General features: G+C 63.8%; 13 protein-coding genes. 6 read left to right on the forward strand and 7 right to left on the reverse strand.

Features of this window, described 5'->3' with window-relative positions:
• Positions 1 to 304 precede the first annotated feature (304 nt).
• From ACYVL5_RS13735 to ACYVL5_RS13755, 5 genes are all read left to right on the forward strand, one after another.
• On the forward strand, positions 305 to 2,803 hold the full coding sequence (locus ACYVL5_RS13735; RefSeq protein ID WP_460596146.1) for a two-component system response regulator: 2,499 nt from the start codon (positions 305 to 307) through the stop codon (positions 2,801 to 2,803).
• A 191-nt stretch (positions 2,804 to 2,994) separates the two neighbouring features.
• Complete coding sequence (locus ACYVL5_RS13740; protein WP_460596147.1) at positions 2,995 to 3,468, forward strand: VOC family protein; 474 nt, start codon at positions 2,995 to 2,997, stop codon at positions 3,466 to 3,468.
• A gap of 292 nt (positions 3,469 to 3,760) precedes the next feature.
• Positions 3,761 to 4,228, forward strand: coding sequence for a methanogen output domain 1-containing protein (locus ACYVL5_RS13745; RefSeq protein ID WP_460596148.1), 468 nt, complete (start codon positions 3,761 to 3,763; stop codon positions 4,226 to 4,228).
• The gene (locus ACYVL5_RS13750) at positions 4,218 to 6,647 is read left to right on the forward strand and encodes a PAS domain-containing hybrid sensor histidine kinase/response regulator (protein WP_460596149.1); all 2,430 of its coding nucleotides are present in this window, start codon (positions 4,218 to 4,220) and stop codon (positions 6,645 to 6,647) included. Before ACYVL5_RS13745 ends, ACYVL5_RS13750 begins: the two co-directional genes overlap by 11 nt.
• A 126-nt stretch (positions 6,648 to 6,773) precedes the next feature.
• Positions 6,774 to 7,898, forward strand: a complete 1,125-nt coding sequence (locus ACYVL5_RS13755) for a phosphotransferase (protein WP_460596150.1) — start codon at positions 6,774 to 6,776, stop codon at positions 7,896 to 7,898.
• Positions 7,899 to 7,901: 3 nt separating this feature from the next.
• Here the strand turns inward: ACYVL5_RS13755 and ACYVL5_RS13760 are convergent, their stop codons facing one another.
• The 4 genes from ACYVL5_RS13760 to ACYVL5_RS13775 all read right to left on the reverse strand — a co-directional run bounded on the left by ACYVL5_RS13760 (position 7,902) and on the right by ACYVL5_RS13775 (position 12,344).
• Complete coding sequence (locus ACYVL5_RS13760) at positions 7,902 to 8,300, reverse strand: cupin domain-containing protein (protein WP_460596151.1); 399 nt, start codon at positions 8,298 to 8,300, stop codon at positions 7,902 to 7,904.
• 91 nt (positions 8,301 to 8,391) lie between these two features.
• Positions 8,392 to 8,823, reverse strand: a complete 432-nt coding sequence (locus tag ACYVL5_RS13765) for a MarR family winged helix-turn-helix transcriptional regulator (RefSeq protein WP_460596152.1) — start codon at positions 8,821 to 8,823, stop codon at positions 8,392 to 8,394.
• A 194-nt stretch (positions 8,824 to 9,017) separates the two neighbouring features.
• Complete coding sequence (locus ACYVL5_RS13770) at positions 9,018 to 9,560, reverse strand: NADH peroxidase (protein WP_460596153.1); 543 nt, start codon at positions 9,558 to 9,560, stop codon at positions 9,018 to 9,020.
• Between the two features lie 138 nt (positions 9,561 to 9,698).
• Positions 9,699 to 12,344: a putative bifunctional diguanylate cyclase/phosphodiesterase gene (locus ACYVL5_RS13775; protein ID WP_460596154.1), complete on the reverse strand. Its 2,646-nt coding sequence runs from the start codon at positions 12,342 to 12,344 to the stop codon at positions 9,699 to 9,701.
• A gap of 305 nt (positions 12,345 to 12,649) precedes the next feature.
• Here ACYVL5_RS13775 and ACYVL5_RS13780 point away from each other — a divergent pair, with 305 nt between their 5' ends.
• The gene (locus ACYVL5_RS13780; RefSeq protein ID WP_460596155.1) at positions 12,650 to 14,350 is read left to right on the forward strand and encodes a methyl-accepting chemotaxis protein; all 1,701 of its coding nucleotides are present in this window, start codon (positions 12,650 to 12,652) and stop codon (positions 14,348 to 14,350) included.
• Positions 14,351 to 14,528: 178 nt separating this feature from the next.
• On the opposite strand, the gene ACYVL5_RS13785 is transcribed toward ACYVL5_RS13780, so the two are convergent.
• From ACYVL5_RS13785 to ACYVL5_RS13795, 3 genes are all read right to left on the reverse strand, one after another.
• A complete protein-coding gene (locus ACYVL5_RS13785) occupies positions 14,529 to 16,091 on the reverse strand; it encodes a HAMP domain-containing methyl-accepting chemotaxis protein (protein ID WP_460596156.1) in 1,563 nt (520 codons plus the stop codon).
• Positions 16,092 to 16,309: 218 nt separating this feature from the next.
• Complete coding sequence (locus tag ACYVL5_RS13790; protein WP_460596157.1) at positions 16,310 to 18,622, reverse strand: hybrid sensor histidine kinase/response regulator; 2,313 nt, start codon at positions 18,620 to 18,622, stop codon at positions 16,310 to 16,312.
• Between the two features lie 66 nt (positions 18,623 to 18,688).
• Positions 18,689 to 19,720 carry a transglutaminase-like domain-containing protein gene (locus ACYVL5_RS13795; protein WP_460596158.1) on the reverse strand — a complete coding sequence of 344 codons (1,032 nt, stop codon included), beginning with the start codon at positions 19,718 to 19,720 and terminating at the stop codon, positions 18,689 to 18,691.
• Positions 19,721 to 19,883: the final 163 nt, after the last annotated feature.

Below are 19,883 nucleotides of genomic sequence, written 5' to 3' on the forward strand. Positions count from 1 at the left end.
TCCCATTGGTAAACAACGCTCCTTCAGTCACAAAACGGAAATGATTGCGAGAACTTCTGCCAATGTCCGCCGATACAAAATCAACCACCTTATTAAATATTGCCCATTTTGCCTTGGACGTATCCTTACTTTACCGCACGATAACGCCGTTTTGTCCAATCGGCCGCGGCGACAATGACAGTTTATTTTAATTTTTTTGTAGTAATCTATACACGTCATGCGGTATAGTCCACATTCAAATACAATGCAGGTGCCCCGTATCGATGTGAAGACGGCACAGTGTGATGAAATGGGAGGGCGCCGTATGCCCCAAGCGATCGCCGACACCAGCCAGCGGGTATTGATCGTAGATGATGACAGCCTCATGCGTGCCAGGTTCTCCGACACCCTCAGGGAGGCGGGCATGGAGACCGCGACGGCCGCCTGCGCCGCCGAGGCGCTGACGACCTTCACCCAGTGGCAGCCCGACCTGGTGCTGCTCGACCTGATCATGCCCGGTCCCGACGGCTTCGAGACCTGCCGCGAGATCCGCGCCCTCTCCCGGGCAAGACACATCCCCGTCCTGATGGTCACCGGCAACAACGATTCCGCCCTCATCAGCCGCGCCTTCGAGGCGGGGGCCACCGATTTCGTCTCCAAGTCGATCGCCCCGGAGCTCCTCGTCTACCGGGTCCTCTGCCTGTTGAGAGGGAGCCGGCTCTTGCAGAAGCTGCAGGAAAGCGAAGACCGCCTGGCCCGCACGCAGCAGATCGCCCACCTGGGAGACTGGGAATGGCTCCCCGAGACGGGAGAGTTCTGGCAGTCCCCGGAGATGTCCCGCATCCTCGGGCTCGCTCCCGAGTTCCCCGCATCCTTCGAGACCCTCCTCCAGGCGGTGGCCCCGGGGGAACGCGAGACGGTGCGGGAGAACCTGCAGTTCGCCCTCACCTCGACCTCCGGCTGCGACTTCGAGTGCCACGTCGTCCGCCCCGACGGCTCCCACCGGCTGGTCTGGATCTACGCGCGCCACGAGCAGGAAGAGCTCTCCCTGCCGCTGCGCCTGGTGGGGACCCTCCAGGACGTGACCGAGATCCGGGGGGTGGAGGATCGCAACCAGATGCTGAAGGAGGCGGTGGACAGCCTGCAGATCGGCATCACCTTCGCCGACGCCCACGGCCGTATCGTCTACTTGAACCCCGCCGAGGCCCACATGCACGGCTTCCAGGTCCGGGACCTGGTCGGCCGCCTGGCGCGCGACTTCGCCGACCCCGACGCCGGTCACTCCCCCCCTGCCCCCTCGGTGGGCGAGGGACGGGTCTGGCGGCGGGAGAGCGTGAACGTCCGCCGAAGCGGCGAACGCTTCCCCGTCCTGCTCACCTCCATCCCCATCCGGGACCGTTACAACCGCTACCTCGGGATGGTCACCACCTGCGAGGACATCTCGGAGCAGAAGCTTGCCGAGGAGAAGATCAACCGGCTCGCCTACTTCGACAGCCTCACCGGACTTCCCAACCGGGCCATGTTCCTGGAAAGGCTCCACCAGGCGCTGACGGTGGCGGCCAGAAGCGGCGAGCGGATCGGGCTCATGTTCCTCGACCTCGACAAGTTCAAGGACATCAACGACACCCTCGGGCACGCCATGGGGGACAAGCTTCTTTGCGAGGTGGCCCACCGGCTGGAGAACTGCACCCGCGAGTCGGACGTGCTGGCACGGCTTGGGGGGGACGAGTTCGTGGTGCTCCTCACGGTGGTCGCCAGCCAGACCGGGGTGGCCACCGCCGCCCAGCGGATGCTCGACAGCCTGGCGTCCCCCTTCCAGATCGACGGCCGCACCGTCTACACCAGCGCCTCGATCGGCATCGCCTTCTACCCCGACGACAGCCACGACGCCTCCAGCCTCTTCTGCTCCGCCGACACCGCGATGTACCACGCCAAGAAGGAGGGGCGCTCCCACTACCGCCTCTGCTCGGCGGAGATGAACCGGGAGATCATGCGCCGGGTGGCGATGGAAACGAGCCTTAGGCGGGGGCTCGAGCGGGAGGAGTTCTTCCTCCACTACCAGCCGCAGTGGGACCTAAGGAGCGGAAGGATCGTGGGAGCCGAGGCGCTGATACGGTGGCAGAGCGCCGAATTCGGCCTGATGTACCCCTCCGACTTCGTGCCGCTGATCGAGGACTCGGACCTCATCTTCACCATCGGGGACTGGGTGCTCAGGGAGGCCTGCTCGCAGGCGAGGAGGTGGACCGAGACCATCGCCAAGGATTTCCGGGTGGCGGTCAACATCTCCGGAAAGCAGCTCAAGCAGCCCGAGTTCATCGAAAGGCTGGCGGGGATCATCGGCGAGACCGGGGTCGAGCCGGCCTCGGTGGAGCTCGAATTCACCGAAAGCGTCATCATGGAGCACGTCTCCCGCACCCGCGACAAGCTGAACCAGCTGAAACGGATGGGGGTGCAGTTGACCATCGACGACTTCGGCACCGGCTACTCCTCGCTCAACTACTTGAAGCACTTCGAGGTGGACCGCATCAAGATCGACCGCTCCTTCGTGACCGACCTCCCCGAAAGCGAGGGGGACGGGGCGATCGTCAAGGCGATCATCAACATGGGAAGGATCATGAACCTCAAGGTGCTGGCGGAGGGGGTGGAGACCGCCGAGCAGCTGGAGTACCTGGCGGGACTGGGGTGCGACGAGGTGCAGGGATACTTCCTGGCCCGCCCGATGCCCGTGGAGGATCTGAGCGACGGCATCCTGCCGGCCGCCGTTCACGGCACGCAAATTGCCCCCCCCCGCGGCAGCGAACTGACACCCGCGGCAGCGCCGTGAATCCCCCTGACACCTGCGGCAGCGCCGTGATTCCTCCTGATGCCGACGGCAGCGCCGTGAATCCCCCTGGTGCCGGCGGCAGCAAGGGGCACTTCGCCGGCATCCGCCCCGCAACCCCGGGAGCCGCGCGGTGGAGGATGGTGGTATAGTACCCGGTAGAGGCAACGTTCGGCAGTCAAAGGAGAACGAACATGAAAAAGCCGATCCCGGAAGGATTTACCACCCTCACGCCGACCCTGGTCTTCAAGGACACCAGGAAGGCCATCAACTTCTACAAGGAGGCGTTCGGCGCCAAGGAGCGCTACAGCATGCCCGGCCCCAACGGCCAGGGAGTCATGCACGCCGAGATCATGATAGGTAACAGCATCGTCATGATGAACGACGAATTTCCTCAGCAGCAGGTCAAAAGCGCCGAGAGCATCGGGGCATCCCCGGTCAACTTCTATCTCTACGTGGACGACGTCGATGCGAGCTTCGCCCGCGCCATCGCCGCCGGTGGCGAGCAGCAGATGGCGGTGCAGGAGATGTTCTGGGGCGACCGCGCCGGATCCTTCAAAGACCCGTTCGGTTACAGCTGGATGCTGGCCACCCACGTGAAGGACCTGACCGCCGAGGAGGTAGCCGAGGCCGCCAGCAAGTGCTTCGAAAGCAACAAGTGTCCGTAACCCTTCAACCTCACACCTCGCGGTTATCTAAAGCCCTCGCCCCTTCACGGGAGAGGGCGCCCGAAGGGCGGGTGAGGGGATACTCCCCTCACCCATCCGTCCTCTCTTCTTCCCGCCGTTACTTCAACTCGCATCTTCCAAACATTGCATTATAATTACAAGACACCTTCGGCTTACTGTCACAAGGGAGATCGTCATGTCAGAGGTTCAGTCAACTTCAGGCACAGCAGATCCTGCGCAACTGGCAAAAACAATAGAAGGTCTTGATATCCCCCTCGAAAGAGACCTCTTCTTGAGGACCCTGATCAGGGAACTGGCGGGAACACTGGAGGAGATCGTCGGCTATGAGGAAGCCGCCGGATACATCAGCCTGGTGGGACAGCGGATAGGAGAATGGATCGACTCGCTGTACCGGGCGAAACTGAACGTCCCCTCCCTCTCCCGCCCCCAGGTCGCCCAGGTACTCGCGGACCTGAAACGGAGGATCCAGGGTGACTTCTCGGTAGTCGAACAGGACGACGACAGGATCCTGTTGAAAAGCGGGAGCTGTCCCTTCGCCGACAAGGTGGTCGGCCGCCGCTCCATGTGCATGATGACCTCCAACGTCTTCGGCGTGATCGCCGCCAACAACCTGGGCTACGCCAAGGTCGTGCTCGAAGAGACCATCGCCGAGGGCAAGGAGGGGTGCCGGGTCGCCGTCTACCTGCAGAGAACTCCCGCCGCCCTGGCGGCGGCCGGCAGGGAATACTATGGGAAATGACTTCCCCGCTTCCGGCATCGCCGAGCTCTTCGCCGGGCTCTGCGACCCGTGGGACCAGGCCTGCTTCCTGGTGAGCGCCGAGGGGGAGGTGGTGGCCGTCAACCAGGCCGGCCTCCGGATTCTGGGCGCCCCGGGCGCGGTGACCGGTGAGGACCTCGCCTCCCTGGTCGCCAACCCGCCCGAGATGATCCGCCGCTACCTTCTGAGCTGTGCCAGGACCCGCAACCAGCTCCCCGGCGTCCTCACCTGCCAGGGAAGCGACGGCCAAGAGATCCGGTACCGCGTCGCCGGCTTCCGGGTCGACACCTCGTTCACCTCCTCCCCGCTCATCTTCCTGCGCTGCGCCCCCACCCAGGGGGTGGTCGACCGCTTCACCGCCCTGAACCAGCAGCTCGAAATGCAGCACGTCATCCAGCACCAGCTCTCCGACGAGCGCGACCAGCTCCAGGTCGAGATCGCCGAACGCAAGCGGGTCGAAGAGCGGTTGCGCGCCACCAGCAACACCCTCAACATGATCGTCGAGAACCTCCCCGACATGATCTTCCTGAAAGACGCCCGGGAGCTCCGCTACGTCCGCTTCAACCACGCGGGGGAGGCGCTGCTCGGGGTCTCGCGGGAGGAGCTGCTCGGAAGACACGACGGCGATCTCTTTCCCGCCGACCAGGCGGAGTTCTTCGCCAGGAAGGACCGCGAGGTGCTGGAGAGAAAGGAGGTCCTCGACATCCCGGAGGAGCCGATCCTCGCCCGCGGCGGGGAGACCCTGATCCTGCACACCAAGAAGGTGCCGGTCCTCGACGAGGCGGGAGAGCCGACCTATCTCCTCGGCATCTCCGAGGACATCACCGAGAGAAGGAAAGCGGAGGAAGCGCTGCGGGCGAGCGAGGAGAAATACCGCACGGTGGCCGATTTCACCTATGACTGGGAGTACTGGATAGGCCCCGACAAGAGCTTCGTCTACTGCTCGCCTGCCTGCGAACGGATCACCGGCTACCCCGCCGCCGAATTCCTCGCCGATCCCGCCCTGTTGGAGAGGATCATCCATCCCGAGGACCGGGAGCAGCTGAGCCACGAGCATTTCAACGAGGCGGAGATGGAGGCCGCCGACATCGGGGAGTGCGAGTTCCGCATCATCGACCGTTCCGGCGCCGTCCGCTGGATCTCCCACGTCTGCCGGCGCGTGTACGGCGCCAACGGGGCCTGGCTCGGGCGCCGCGGGGCCAACCGCGACATCACCGACCGCAAGCGGGGCGAGGAGGAGCGGATCGCCCTGGAGAGGCAGCTTCTCCATGCCCAGAAGCTCGAGTCACTGGGGATCCTGGCGGGGGGGATCGCCCACGACTTCAACAACATCCTCATGGCCATCCTGGGCAACGCGGAGCTGGCCATGCTCAAGCTCCCTCCGGAGGCTCCCTGCGTGGAGCACCTCCACCAGATCGGCGAGGCCGCCACCCGGGCCGCGGACCTGGCCAAGCAGATGCTCGCCTATTCCGGCCGCGGCAAGTTCTTCGTCGAGCCCCTCGACCTCAACCGGATCCTGACCGAGATGCTCCACATGCTGGAGGTGGCCATCTCCAAGAAGGCGGTCCTCCGCCTGGAGCTCGGGGAGCCTCCCCCGGTCGTGATGGCCGATGCCACCCAGATCCGCCAGATCGTGATGAACCTGGTGATCAACGCCTCCGAGGCGATCGGGGAACAAAGCGGCACCATCGCCGTCACCACCGGGCAGTTGCAGTGCGAGGCCGCCTACCTCAAGGACGCCGCGGGAGAGGGGGAGCTCCCCGCCGGCTGCTACGCCTTTCTGGAGGTCTCCGATACCGGCTGCGGCATGGAGCGGGAGACCGTCTCCAGGATCTTCGACCCCTTCTTTTCCACCAAGTTCACCGGGCGGGGTCTCGGCCTCTCGGCGGTACTCGGGATCGTGCGGGGGCACCGGGGGTGCATCAAGGTCTACAGCGAGCGGGGAATGGGGACCACCTTCAAGATCCTCCTTCCCGCCTCGCCGACCGCCCCCGGGGCGGTCACCGAAAAGAACCGGGACGACGGGTGGAAGGGATCGGGAGTGGCGCTTTTGGTGGACGACGAGGAAGCGGTCCGCAAGATCGGGAGCGACATGCTGAGGGAGCTCGGCTTCACCCCCGTCACCGCCTGCGACGGCCGGGAGGCGGTGGAGATCTTCCGCAACCATCCCGAGATCGCCGTGGTCATCCTCGATCTGACCATGCCCCACCTGGACGGCAAGGGATGCTTCCAGCAACTGCGGCAGATCGATCCCGCGGCCCGGGTGGTCATATCGAGCGGCTTCAACGAGCAGGAAACCCTGGCGATCTTCGCCGGCAGGGGAGTGGCCGGGTTCGTCCAGAAGCCGTACCGGCTGAGCGCCCTCAGGGAGGTACTCAGGAAGGTGGTGCCCCCGCAGTGACCGTCATACCCATTCCCGCTTGACGGGGCTCGCGGCAGCTCCCCGCCCTTCCCGCCAAGATCCCCCTTAACACGCGACGGGAGGCTCCCGGCCGACGAGCTTTTCCTCTCGCCGCTCATCGACGCGGTGGAGATCTTCAACTCCAACCACACCGTCCGGGAGAACAGCCGGGGGCTCGGCGACTGGCGGCGGCTCGGCTTCTCGGCCACCGGCGGGACCGACACCCACGCGGCGACCTACGCCGGCATCTACCCCACCGAGCTCCGGGAAGGGATCGTCTCCATCGAAACCTTGGTTGCCGCCTTGCGGGCGCGCCGTTGCCTCCCGTACCTGAAGCAGTTTTCCCACCGGGAGGGGACCAAGGTCGTCGAGGTGGTGATCGGGAAGGAGAAGCCGGACCGGACGGAGGAAAAGGTCATCCTCCGCACGCCCCCATCCGACGCCGCCTGGAGCGCGGCCGAGCGGGCCTACCGGATCATGGAGGCGATAGCGGAGCACGGTTTCGACCGCGGCAGGTTCCGGGTTCCCAAGCCCCTGGAAAAGGACCCCGGCACCGGCGTGATGACCGAACAGGGGATCGCCGGGAAGTCGCTCTACGACACCCTGCTTACCGCGAGCAGGGATGAGGCCGAGATCCAGCTGCGCGCCGCCGCCCAGTGGCTCGCCCGCCTGCACCTGCTCCGCCTGCGGGTGACGCCCCCCGACGACTTTCTCCGGGAGGAGGCCCGCCGCCTCGACATCGACCGCTCCCGCTTCACGACCACCAACCATCCGTACCGCAACAAGCTCGCCGAGATCGTCGACACGGTAAAGACGGCCGAGCAGGAGATCGCCGCGGCAGGGACCAACAACTGGGTCCAGGGGCACGGCGACTATCACCCCAAAAACATCCTGATCGGGAGTGCCCCCTCCAGCGGGGAGAGCGGGCCGCTGGTGGCGGCCATCGACTTCGAGCGGAGCCAGGTGATGCCCCCGGCCTTCGACGTCGGCTGGTTCCTGGCCCAGGCCCGCTCCCAGTTCGCCGGCGAGCCGCACCTCTCCGGTGGGCTCATCGAGGAGACCTTCATCGAGGCCTACCGGGAAGCGGCCGGGGACCTGCCGGCCGACGACTTCTGGCGGAGGGTCGAGCTCTTCCGGGCCCGCGCCAACGTCAGCATCGCCGCCTTCTTCGTTAAGATGCAGCTCGGGAACTCCCCCGAGCTCTGGCGGGTACTGGTGGAGTCGGAGCGGGCCCTGACCTACCTCGTGTGAGAGCTACTTGAGCCAGCTCGGCTTGTCCTCGAGGATGACGCCGTCGGTCTCGGTGTGCTGGACCAGGCTCTTCGCCTCGGTCTGAATGCAGACGAAGCGAAGCGAGCTCCCTTCATCGGCCTTGATGCACCGCCTGGCGGCGGGATCGACCCGCACCACGGTGCCGGCCTCGATGGCGAATTCATCGCCATCGAGGTGGAAGAGCCCCTTCCCCTCGAGGATCAGGTAGACCTCTTCGTTGCGCTTGTGGGCGTGAATGAAGGGGATGCTCACCCCGGGGGGAAGCTCGTTGAAAGAGATCTCGGAGCCGGTGAGCTCCAGATCCTTGTTCAGGGTGACTCTTCCGAGCGCCTTCAGCTCCCCGATCGACAACGCCTTGTAATTCTGTCCCGTCTTTTCCATGATCTGCTCCTTTGCTGGTTGGTTCCCTCCCGTAGCGGGGGGAAGTGGATGGACAGTTAGTTCCACATGGAACCAATTGTCCAAAAAAATTTCAGCGGTGTGCCAGATTGCCGGCCAGCACACGCAGCTTGGCGACCAGCGATTCCCGCTCTTCGAGCGGCATCTCCCCCCAGACCCTCTCCAGAAGGACCCTCGAGATCTCCTCGAAGTCCCCCCGAAAGCCCTCCCCTTTCTCGGTCAACTCCACGATGGTCACCCTCCCGTCGGAGGGGGATTTCCTCACCCGGACATACCCCTCGCGGGTCAGCTTTTCCACCAGCACGGTGACCGTGTTCTTCTTCTTGCCGATCTTCACGGCGAGTTCGCTCATCGACAGGGGCCCCTCCTGGAAGAGGCTCACGAAGATGCTCCCGTGCGAAGCGACCACGCCGGTGATCCCGCGCTTGGCCAGGAGATCGCCGATCAACTCGTTCGCGCGGTCCCTGATGGACGAAATGAGGCTGATGATTCCCTGGGATTGCATGAGGAGAATTTAGTTCCATATAGAACAAAAGTCAACCGAAATGATTTCCGCGGGCAACACCCGCTCCTCGCTCGTATCGAAATGCGATCATGCGGGCGGCCGAGGTCCAGCAAAAAACGAGGGCCCCGCAGCCTGGCCGCGGAGCCCTCGTTCATGATGCATCACCGTCGGGGGCGGAAAGCTCCCCGCCACCGTTAGAAGTAGCGCTTCAGGAGCCCGGCGAACACCTGGCCGTGACGGGCCTCGTCCTTGCACATCTCGTGGACGGTGTCGTGAACGGCGTCGTAGTTCAACTGCTTGGCCTTCACGGCCAGCTCCTTCTTACCCTGGCAGGCACCGTTTTCGGCCTCCACCCTCATCTTGAGGTTGGTCTTGGTGTCGGCGGCCACCACCTCGCCCAGAAGCTCGGCGAACTTGGCGGCGTGCTCGGCCTCCTCGAAGGCGATCCGCTTGTAGGCTTCGGCCACCTCGGGGAACCCTTCGCGGTCGGCCTGGCGGCTCATGGCCAGGTACATCCCGACCTCGGTGCATTCGCCCAGGAAGTTCCTCTTGAGCCCCTCGACGATCTCGGCGTCGATCCCTTTCGCCACACCGATCTTGTGCTCGTCGGCCCAGGAAAGGGTCCCGGCTCCCTGCTCCACGAACTTATCGGCTTTCGCCTTGCAGAGCGGGCATTCGGCCGGCGGCACATCCCCCTCGTGAACATAACCGCAAACGGTGCAAACAAATTTCTTCATGTACCTTCCTCCTATTGAAGTTTCGGAATAGGTCCTTGGACCTTTATTGCCACTGAAACAGACGCCGCTCCCCCCTCGTGGCCGGAGAGGTGACGGATCGCCCGCCAGATGACGGATCGTCATCGGCAGGCAACCTCTTTAACACATTGCGCCGCCCGACCGCAACTCCCCCTTTTCCAAAGCGGACGCGGCACTCTCCTCGCCCTTTGGCAGCGACGGTGAGGGAACCCCGACGTGGAACCCCTGGGCGTAGTCGATCCCCACGCTCTTCACCGCGGCAAGGATATCCTCGGTCTCGATGTACTCGGCGATGGTGCTGATGTTGAATTCCTTGGCCAGGATGGCGAGCGTCTTCACGAACGCCATGTCCTTGTAGTCGTTGAGCATGTTCCTGACGAAGACCCCCTCGATCTTCACGTAGTCGATGGGGAACTGGCGAATGTACTGGAACGAGGAGAAGCCGGAGCCGAAGTCGTCGATGGCGAACTTGAATCCCTGCCCCTTCAGGTCCCGGACGAACTTCTCGAGCAGGGTGAGGTTTCTCACCGTCTCCCGCTCGGTCAGCTCGAACACCACCCGGCTGCGGGCGATCCCGTAGCGGTCGGCGAGCCCGGTGATGTTGGGGAGGAACTCCTGGAGGATCATCGACTTAGGGGAGAGGTTGACGAAGAGGTTCCCCCGGTACCCTTCCTCGGTCGCCTTGGCGAAGGCCTTGTCGAGCAGGATGGCGTCCAGCCTCCCGACGATGCCGAGGCTTTCCGCCGCCTCGATGAATTCGCTCGCCGGGATGATCTCACCGTCCATCTCGATCCGGCAGAGCACCTCGCAGCACTCCGGCAGCCCCTCGCAGAAGGGGGCGATGGGCTGGAAGTACGGAATCACCTTCCGCTCGTCGACCGCCTCGCGCACGAGCCGGGCCTTTTCTCCCACCAGCCGGAAGACCTCGACCACGTCCTCCTCGGTCGGTACGCTCACCCGGTTCTTGCCGTCCCCCTTGGCCTTGTAGGTCATGTTGTCGGCGAACAGGAAGAGGTCCCTCTCGTTGGTGGCGTGGAGCGGGAAGACCGCCAGACCGATGGAGGCGGTAGCCTTGGCTTTGGAGGCGTCCGGGGTGGAGACGAAGAGCTCCTCGGTGATCTCCCGGACCCTGCCGGCCACCATGACCGCCTGCTCCTCCCCCGCCTCGGGGAGGATGATGACGAACTCGTCCCCGCCGTAGCGGGCGAAGATGTCCCCCTTGCGGAGGGTCTCCTGCACCCGGGAGGCGAAGGTCGCGAGGTAACGGTCGCCGGTGGCGTGCCCCCAGGTGTCGTTGATGTTCTTGAAGTTGTCCAGGTCGATCACCAGGAGGGCGAAGCGGTAGGCGTGGCGTTCGGCGCGCCCGATCTCGTAGGTGATGAGCTCCCAGAAGACCCGCTGGTTGAAGAGGTTGGTGAGCGGGTCGCGGGTGGCGTAGTACTCCAGGTCCTTCGTGTACTTGTGGATCGCCTTGATGGAGCCGATGACGTTCAAAAGGGTGGTCAGGATGCTGTCGATGACCAGCGAACGGGTGGTGTTCCAGGCCGACTCCGACTGGACCCCGATCCCCACCACCCCGCCGATCTGCGGGGAATCGAGGATCAGCGACTTGGTCTGCAGGTCCAGCTCGCTCTCGGTCAAGGAGATGGTGGAAGCCTTGGCGCAGGCGACGTTGTGGGTGACGTGCAGGGTGGGGCTCATGGCCAGCCGGGCGTTCTCCGCCCGGATCTTGCGAAGGACCGCCTCCTCCACCTGCTTCCTGGTCTCTTCGCTGGGGTTGCTGCGCCAGAAGATCTCGATGTCGTAGAGCTCCTCCCCCACCTGGAAGATGCAGAAGAGCATGTACGCCTCGACCACCTGGTTGATCTCCAAAAGCAGGGAGCCGACGTGCTCCTTCCAGTCCCGGATGACCTCGGAGGTGATGATGAACTTCTCCAGCATCTGGATCTCCAGCTCCATGATCTCCTTGTCCACCGAGACCGCCCTGATCTTGCCGACCAGCTCGGAGACCTCGGTGAATACCCGGTCAAGCTCGGTGAAACCGGGGGCGACGTTGAACTCGAGGCGGGTTAAGTCGCGGATGCTGTTGACCTGGGAGACCTTGTCCCCCAGTTCGTTGAGCGAGCGGGCAACCCGGGAGTTGACGGCCCGGGAGATGAAGATCGCCATCAGGATCGGGATGGGCGAGAGGAAAAAGAAGAGGGGGAGGAGCTTCTTCTTGGCGTCGCGGGTGATCGGCTCGAGGTCCTGCCGCACCTTGAGCGCGCCGAGGATGCTTCCCACCCGGGCGTTGGCGTGACAACCGAGACAGCTCTCGGCGGCCACCAGCGGGTAGACGCTCTTCACCTCCTGCCCCTCCTTTCTCTCGAGGGGGATCCCGGACCTGAGGACGTAGGCCACATCGGAGTCGGCGGGGAGATCGACCTTGCCGTAGAGTTGTTCGACCACCTCGGTGCGATACAGCTGTACCGAGTTCTTCCCCGGCGCCTCCTTCCCGTTGGATTCGTTGTAGAGGCTCAAAAGCTCGTCACGCGAGAACCCCTTCCCCATCAGAAACGGGATGGCGTGATAGAACTGCTGCGCCTCCTGGTAGGCGAGCCTTCTGGCGTTCTGCTGGAGGGCGTCCAGGCAGACCAGCCCGGTGAGGCCGAGGACCACGGCGAAGCTCACGAAGGATACGAAGAGGGAGGCGGTGAGGATGAAGGTCCGCAGGGAGAGGCGAAGCCCCGGCGGGGTCTCTACGGAAGAGGTGGCATGTTGCGGCATTGATTTTCTCCAGACGGTTCGCCGACAAGGGGGGAGGGGTCAGGCGAGGCAAACAGGACCAAAAAGGTCTTTTTGCAATTTGCTGCCTTATAACACTTACCCGCCCATTTTGCAACGATTATCGCCGAATGAATCAGGTCTAATGCGGGAGATCGGTACTCATAGTAAAGCAACGGCACTATTTGCCGATAAATAAGAGGTGAGTAGCCCGCTTACCCCCTCGTGAACCCGTCGCGCCAGGTCCAGTACCTGCCGGAGGGTGTGAGAATGCAGCAACAACGAACAAAGTGAAGGTGGAGACCGCCATGAAGATGTCACTCAAAACGCTCAGCTTCAGATCCAAATTGGTGCTGCTGGTACTCTCCAGTTGCTTCGTGCTGGGAGCCCCCACCGGATTCATCGCTCTTCGCGAGTTCATCACCAGCCATTCCGCCTTCGTCGAGACCTACAAGAAGTCGCTGCACGAAAGCTTCGACCTGCGGGCCAAGAGCGAGGTCGAGCTCGCCGTCAGCACGCTGCAAAGGATCTACGATCGGCACAAAAACGGAGAAATGACGCTGGACCAGGCCAAGGCCTTGGGTGCCGACATCATCCGCAACATGCGTTACGGCAAGGGGAGCTACGTGTGGGCCGACACCTCGCAAGGGGTGAACGTCGCCATGATGGGAAGGGCCGACATCGAGGGGAAGAGCCGCTGGGACCAGCAGGACGTCAACGGCAAGTACATGATGCGGGAGATCATCAAGGCGGGCAAGCAGCCGGGAGGGGGATACACCGACTACTGGTTCCCGAAGCCGGGAGAGAGCAAGCCGCTCCCTAAGCGGAGTTATTCCGTGTACTTCGAGCCTTTCGACTGGATCATCGGTACCGGCAACTACATCGACGACATCGACCAGGTGGTGAACGCCGCGGCCAGCGTCAGCAGCAACCGGATCAAGAACGGGATCTACCTGATCCTCGGCGTCACCCTCGTCGTTCTCATCTTCGTGAGCTTATTGACCCACGTGGTGACCCGGTGGCTCCTCAAGAGCGTCGGCGCCGAACCGACCGAGATGGAGTCCATCGCCCAGACCGTGGCCCAAGGCGACCTGACCGTATCGATCGAGGCGGGGCGCTCCGGCATCTACGAGGCGATGCGGCAGATGGTGGGAAGCCTGCGGCAGGTCATGGAGAAGGTCAACCAGAGCAGCCGGGAGGTCTCCCGGTCGGCGTCCAAACTCAACAACACCTCGCGCGAGATGACCGACGGGGCCAACGACGTGGTCAGCCGGGCCGCCACCGTGGCGACCGCCAGCGAGGAGATGTCGGCCACCAGCTCCGACATCGCCCTCAACTGCCACCAGGCGGCGGAGAGCTCCAACCGCGCCTCCTCCGTGGCCCGGGACGGCGCCGGGATCGTCCGGGAGACGGTGGAGGGGATGGGGCGCATCGCGGAAAAGGTGCGCCACTCCGCCGGGGCGGTCGAGCAGTTGGGAAGCCGTTCCCAGCAGATCGGGGACATCATCTGCACCATCGAGGACATAGCCGACCAGACCAACCTCTTGGCCCTCAATGCCGCCATCGAGGCGGCCCGCGCCGGCGAACAGGGGCGAGGCTTCGCGGTGGTCGCCGACGAGGTGCGCGCCCTGGCCGAGCGGACCACCAAGGCGACCCGCGAGATCGACCAGATGATCAAGGCGATCCAGAGCGAGACCAAGCTCGCGGTGCGGGCGATGGAAGAAGGGGTCGAGGAGGTCGAGAAGGGTTCCGTGGGCGCCGCCAAGTCCGGTGAAGCCCTGGAGATGATCCTGCAGCAGATCTACGACGTGACCGCCCAGATCAACCAGATCGCCACCGCCGCCGAGGAACAGACCGCGACCACCCGAGAGATAACCCAGAACATCCATGACATCTCCAACATCGTGAGGAGCAGCGCCGAAGGGGCCGAGGAGATGTCCCACTCCTCCGCCGGCCTCTCCAATCTTTCCAACGAACTCCAGGAGATCGTCCAGCGCTTCCGGGTGTAGACACCTTCCGTCCATATCCCCTCCCCCTCCGGGAGAGGGGCAGCCAATCCATAACCCCTCGCCCCTTCAGGGGAGAGGGGTTAGTAAAAGGCCCTTCGGCAAGGTCACGTCAATGAATAAAAAAAAGGCCCTTACCCCCTTCCGGGGCAAGGGCCTTTGTCGTTCAGGACCTCTTTCCTTACATCCGCTCGTACTGCTGGTCGACGTCGTCGTCCAGCCTGAAGTCGACCCCGGCCGTCCCCCCGGGGGCCATCCCACGGTTGGGGGCGCCACTTCGGGTGAGCCGGGAGTAGCCATTCTCCGTTCTTCCCGGCCTTTTCGTCCGCGACTCCGGCATCCTCATCGGCCGAGGCGCGTAGGAAGTCCTCGTCTCGCCGAAGAAGGCCACCACATCCCTCAACTGCTCCGCCTGGGAGGCCAACTCCTCCGAGGTGGAGGCCATCTCCTCGGAAGCCGAGGCATTCTGCTGGATCACCTGCTCGAGCTGCAAGATGGCGGCGTTGATCTGTTCGGCCCCCTGATCCTGCTCCCGGCAGGCCGCGCTGATCTCCTGCACCAGTTGCGCGGTCCGCTGGATGTCGGGAACGAGAACGGTCAACATGCTTCCCGCCTCTTCCGCGATGGCGACGCTGTCCTTGGAGAGCTTCCCGATCTCCGAGGCCGCCTTCTGGCTCCTTTCCGCGAGCTTTCTCACCTCGGAGGCGACCACCGCGAATCCCTTGCCGTGCTCCCCGGCCCTGGCCGCCTCGATCGCCGCGTTCAAAGCGAGCAGGTTGGTCTGCCGGGCGATCTCCTCGACGATGGATATCTTGTCCGAGATCTCGCGCATCGCCTGCACCGTGTTGGCCACCGCCACCCCTCCCGACTTGGCATTTTCCGAACTGAGGATGGCGATCTTTTCGGTCTGGCAGGCGTTATCGGCATTCTGGCGGATAGTCGAGCTCATCTCCTCCATGGCGGCGGAAGCCTCTTCCGCGGCGGCGGCCTGTTCGGTCGCCCCCTGGCTCAGCTCCTGGGAGCCGGTGGAGATCTGGTGGCTCCCGGCGGCGACGTTCTCCACGGCCCGGCAGAGGTCGGAGATGGGGCCGGCGATGCTCCGCTTCAGCATGAAAAAGGCCACCAGGTAGACGATCATGGCGGCCAGCATGAACGAGAGCATTTCGACCGTGGAGCGGAAAGCGGCCCCCCTCAGGGACTGCTCCTCGCTGCTCATCCGCTTAGCGCCGTCGGTGGCGAAATCCTTGGCGACGTTCTCCAGCTTGTGGATATCGTCTTTGTACTCGTCGATGGCCGTATTGGCCTGCTGGGTGGTGACGATCCTGTCGAGGTCGATCTGGTCGGACACCTTGCCGAAGCCGGACACGTAGACGGCAAGGGTGGTTTTCATGGTCCGGACCACTTCCCTGTCCTGAGGGGTCTGCACGATCCTTTCGAGGTCCGCGATCCTCGACTGGGCGTGCTCCAGCTGCTCGCGCCACTTCCCGCGGTATTCGTTCACCTTGGCCTTGGCGGCGATGTTGATGAAGGAGTCTTTTTCGAAACGGCGCAGACCGAGGACGTCGGCACGCAGACGCTCGGCGTTCTGAGCGATCTTGGCCTCCAGCCCCAGGGTCTGCGAAGTGGCGTCGGAGAGCGAATGGACCGCCCAGTAGCTGGTCGCGCCGACCAGCAGCAGCATCACCAAGGCGGTTGCAAAGGTTAACTTGAGTTTCTGTCCCAGATTCATGTTCGCGGCAATCATGGTTCCCCCACCGGATGAGTGTGATCCCCGAGAAACCCGCACTCCCGGGGAGGTCCCAACCTTATCGGCAAAAGGAGGAAAAACATGAAGGAGCACGGCAATTGCGCCCCAGCCATCGGGGAACGGGGGCGAGGCGGGAAGGGAACCTGGCGAACGCCTCGAAAAAGGCGCTCTCGTTGGCGGGGATGACCATGGTAGGAAGTGGCCGCTTCCCGCCCCTACGACTGGAGCACGCTCTGGACCTTCCTCGTGAAGGAGGCTGCGTCGAACGGTTTCTGGATGTAGTGGATCCCCTCCACCAGCACCCCCTGGTGGACGATGGCGTTTTGGGTATAGCCGGACATGTACAGGGCCTTGAGTCCCGCATGCCCCTCCAAAAGCCGCGTGTACAACTCGGGCCCGTTCAGATCCGGCATCACCACGTCGGTGATCAGCAGGTCAAGGGGACATCCCTTGCTCATCTGCAGCGCCTCTTTTGCCGTGCCCGCCGCCAGCACCTGGAACCCCTGCCCGGCCAGGAACTCCTGCACCATGGTCCTCACCATCTCTTCGTCCTCCACGAGGAGGATGGTCCGCCGCTCGCCGCTTAAGGATACCTCCGCTTCGGCCGCCGCTTCCTCGGCAACCGGCTCCGCGTCGACGATGGGGAAATAGCACTTGAAGGTGGTTCCCTTCCCGGGCTCGCTGTAGACCCAGATGTTGCCGCCATGCTGCCGCACGATGCCGTACACGGTGGCGAGCCCGAGCCCGGTCCCCTTCCCTACCCCCTTGGTGGTGAAGAACGGCTCGAAGATGCGCTGGCGGGTCTCGTGGTCCATCCCGCAGCCGTCATCGCTGACCGCCACCATGAGGTAGCGGCCGGGGACCACCTCGGAATGCAGGCCGGCGTACTCGTTGTCCAGGAAAACCGGACCGGTCTCGATGATGATCGTCCCGTGGTCGGCGATGGCGTCCTGGGCGTTGACCGCGAGGTTCATGATGACCTGCTCGACCTGGTTGCGGTCCGCCCGCACACCGTAACGCTCACCGGCCAGGTTGAAACGAAGATAGACGCTCTCGCGGATGGTATGGCGCAGGATCCCCTTGAGCCCGCCGATCACCTCGCCCAGGTCGATGACCTTCATCTCCAGCACCTGCTTGCGGCTGAAGCTCAACAGCTGTTGCACGAGCTCCCGGGCCTTGCCGGCAGCCTTCAGGACGTTGGTCAACATGTTGACGGCCTGGTCGTTACCGGCCAGGTCCCTCTTCAGGAGCTCGGAATACCCCATGATCGGCGTCAGCAGGTTGTTGAAGTCGTGGGCCACCCCGCCGGTCAGCCGGCCGATCGACTCCAGCTTCTGCGCCTGGACCAGTTGCTCGGTCAGGCGGATCCTTTCCGAGATGTCGAGGAAGGTGACCACCGCCCCGGTGATCCGCTCCCCCTCCCTGACCGGGTACGCCCAGTACTCGGCGGGAATCGGCGTACCGTCGACCCTCCAGAAGTACTCGCGGTCGCAGTGATAGCGTTCACCCTTCCGGAAGGCGTCGAAGATCCCGCAGCGCTCCATCTCGTAGGGGGTGCCGTCGGGCTTGGTGTGATGCAGCAGGTTGTGCATGTTTTGGCCGAGCAGCTGCTGCTCGCTTTTATAACCCAGCATGGCCACGCAGGCGGCATTGCAGAAGATGCAATTGCCGTCCTGGTCCAGGCCGTAGATCGCCTCGGCGGTGGAATCGAGCAGGAGCTTGATGCGGCATTCCTTCGCCACCACCTCGTCCTTGCTCCGCACCTGCTCGGCGAGCGCGGTCTCGAGGGCGGCGGTCCGCTCGGCGACGGTGGCCTCCAGCTGCTCCTTGGTGAAAAGGGTCCGCCGCAACCGCTCGGACATCTCGTTGAAGGCCCGGCCGATCTCCCCGAGCTCGTCCTTGCGGTCGCCGCTGAAGCGGTAGGTGAGGCTCCCCTCCCCGATTTCGCGGATCCCGTACAGAAGGGGGGTGATCGAGGTGCGGAGGAAGAAGTGGACGTAAAAGAAGCCGATGACCATGGCCACCAGCGCCGCCGCGCTGACGGCGATGCCGGTGCGCCAGAAGAGCCTCTGGATGGCGGTATTGACGTGGGAGGCGTCGACCCCGATGGTGAGCCACCCGTTGACCTTGAGGCCGGAATCGCCGTCCACCTCTCCGAAGGCGGGGCCGGTAGAAGAGCGGGCGCCGGTGTGAAGGGGGAAATCTACCTCGAAGATGTTGTGCGCGGTGCTGTTCACCCAGCGGGCGGCCCGGATCTCTCCCTCGTTGGACTTGACCATGATGTAGCAGATTTCCGGGTCCAGCGCCGCGGCCCTCAGGTGTTGATCGATCCCCCCCTGGTCCCCGCGGTCGGGATGCCCTTCCAGGGTCTTGGCGAGGTACCCCCCGAAGAGCTCGATGCGGCGCCTGAGCTCCACCTGGAGCGAGGTGTACTGCTCCTGAAGGAAATAGCCGGCCAGGATGGTGCCCAGCGAAAAGACCACCGCGAGGACGATGAGGTTTATTTTCAGCGCGATCCCTGCGCGCATCGATCCCCCTTCACGCGCCCCCCTTTCTCCGGGCGCGCTGTTAACCGGCCGGCACCGTGGTGGCGATCAATCCTCGCGGAAGGAAACGGTGAAGTGGAAGGTCCGGGGTCTGCAGTAGTCGAGGGCCTTGCCGTCCACCTCCGCGTAGGGATACATGAAGTAGTTGACCTTCTGGGCGTTCCCTTCGGAAAAGTTGATCCCGCGCCCCCCCTTGTGCAGCGTGACCCGGTACTGGTCCACCCCTCCGAAGTAGTAGTCGCGGTAGTACCGAAGTCCCGCCGGGGAGAGCTGGCGTTGCAGCCGGATCTTCACCACGTCGGCCGGATCGACGGGAACCCACCCGGAACCGGGAAGATAGAATTCCGCCCAGCAGTGATGGCCGTCCGTGAGGTCGGTCTGCCCCGGGGTCCCCAGCCTGAGGCCGAAGATCTCCCGGGCGGGGATGCCGGCCGCACGCGCCAGGGCGACGAATACCGAGCTGATATCGGCGCACTTGCCGGAGCGCGAGGCGATGGTCGCCTCGACATTGCCCAGACCGCACCCCGGCACGTTCGGGTCCCGGGTGGTGTTATCCACCGTCCAGTCGTAGACGGCCCGCGCCTTCTCGAGGAGTCCCCTCTTGCCGGCCACGATCTGGCGGGCCAGCGACTTGATCTTCGGGTCGTCGGAAGGGACGAAGAATTCGGCACTGAGGTACTTTTTCACCTCGTTGGGGAAGCCGGTGCCGGACTCCTTGAGGTTGGCCACCCTCCGTTCACTGGCAACGGCATGGAAGCTGACCGTGAGGTCGCGCTTTTTCAGGGGCCCGGTCCACTCTGTGTAGAGATAGAGCGAGCCGCTCTCCGGCTCCCGCGACAGGTTGAACCGGGTGTAGTTGCCGTTGAATTTGAGGTTTTCTATCTTCTGCTCGAGGTCGGTGGTGGGATAGGGGAACCAGAGTTTGACGGTGTGGATCTCGCGGGGAGCGTTAATGTCGATGGCGAAGGTGACGGTGCCGCGCCGCTCGCCGGCAAGACAGCTGCTGCCGGGAAAGACCGCGAGGAGAGCGGTGAAAAGGCAAAAGGCGGTGAAGAATCTTGCTGCGAACCCCGTATCCATGGTGTCGGCACCTCCTCCCCTCATCCATGAGGCCGGCTTTGCTACTCCGGAGTGCCGCGTGTCGCAGAACATTCGATACAGGAATAATACACAGGCTTTATTAATTCATCTTAAGCCACACTGCATCCTTTTTCCAAGCTTAACACCAGTCAGGATACTTGCA

The organism is Geomonas sp. Red276 (genome assembly GCF_054784495.1).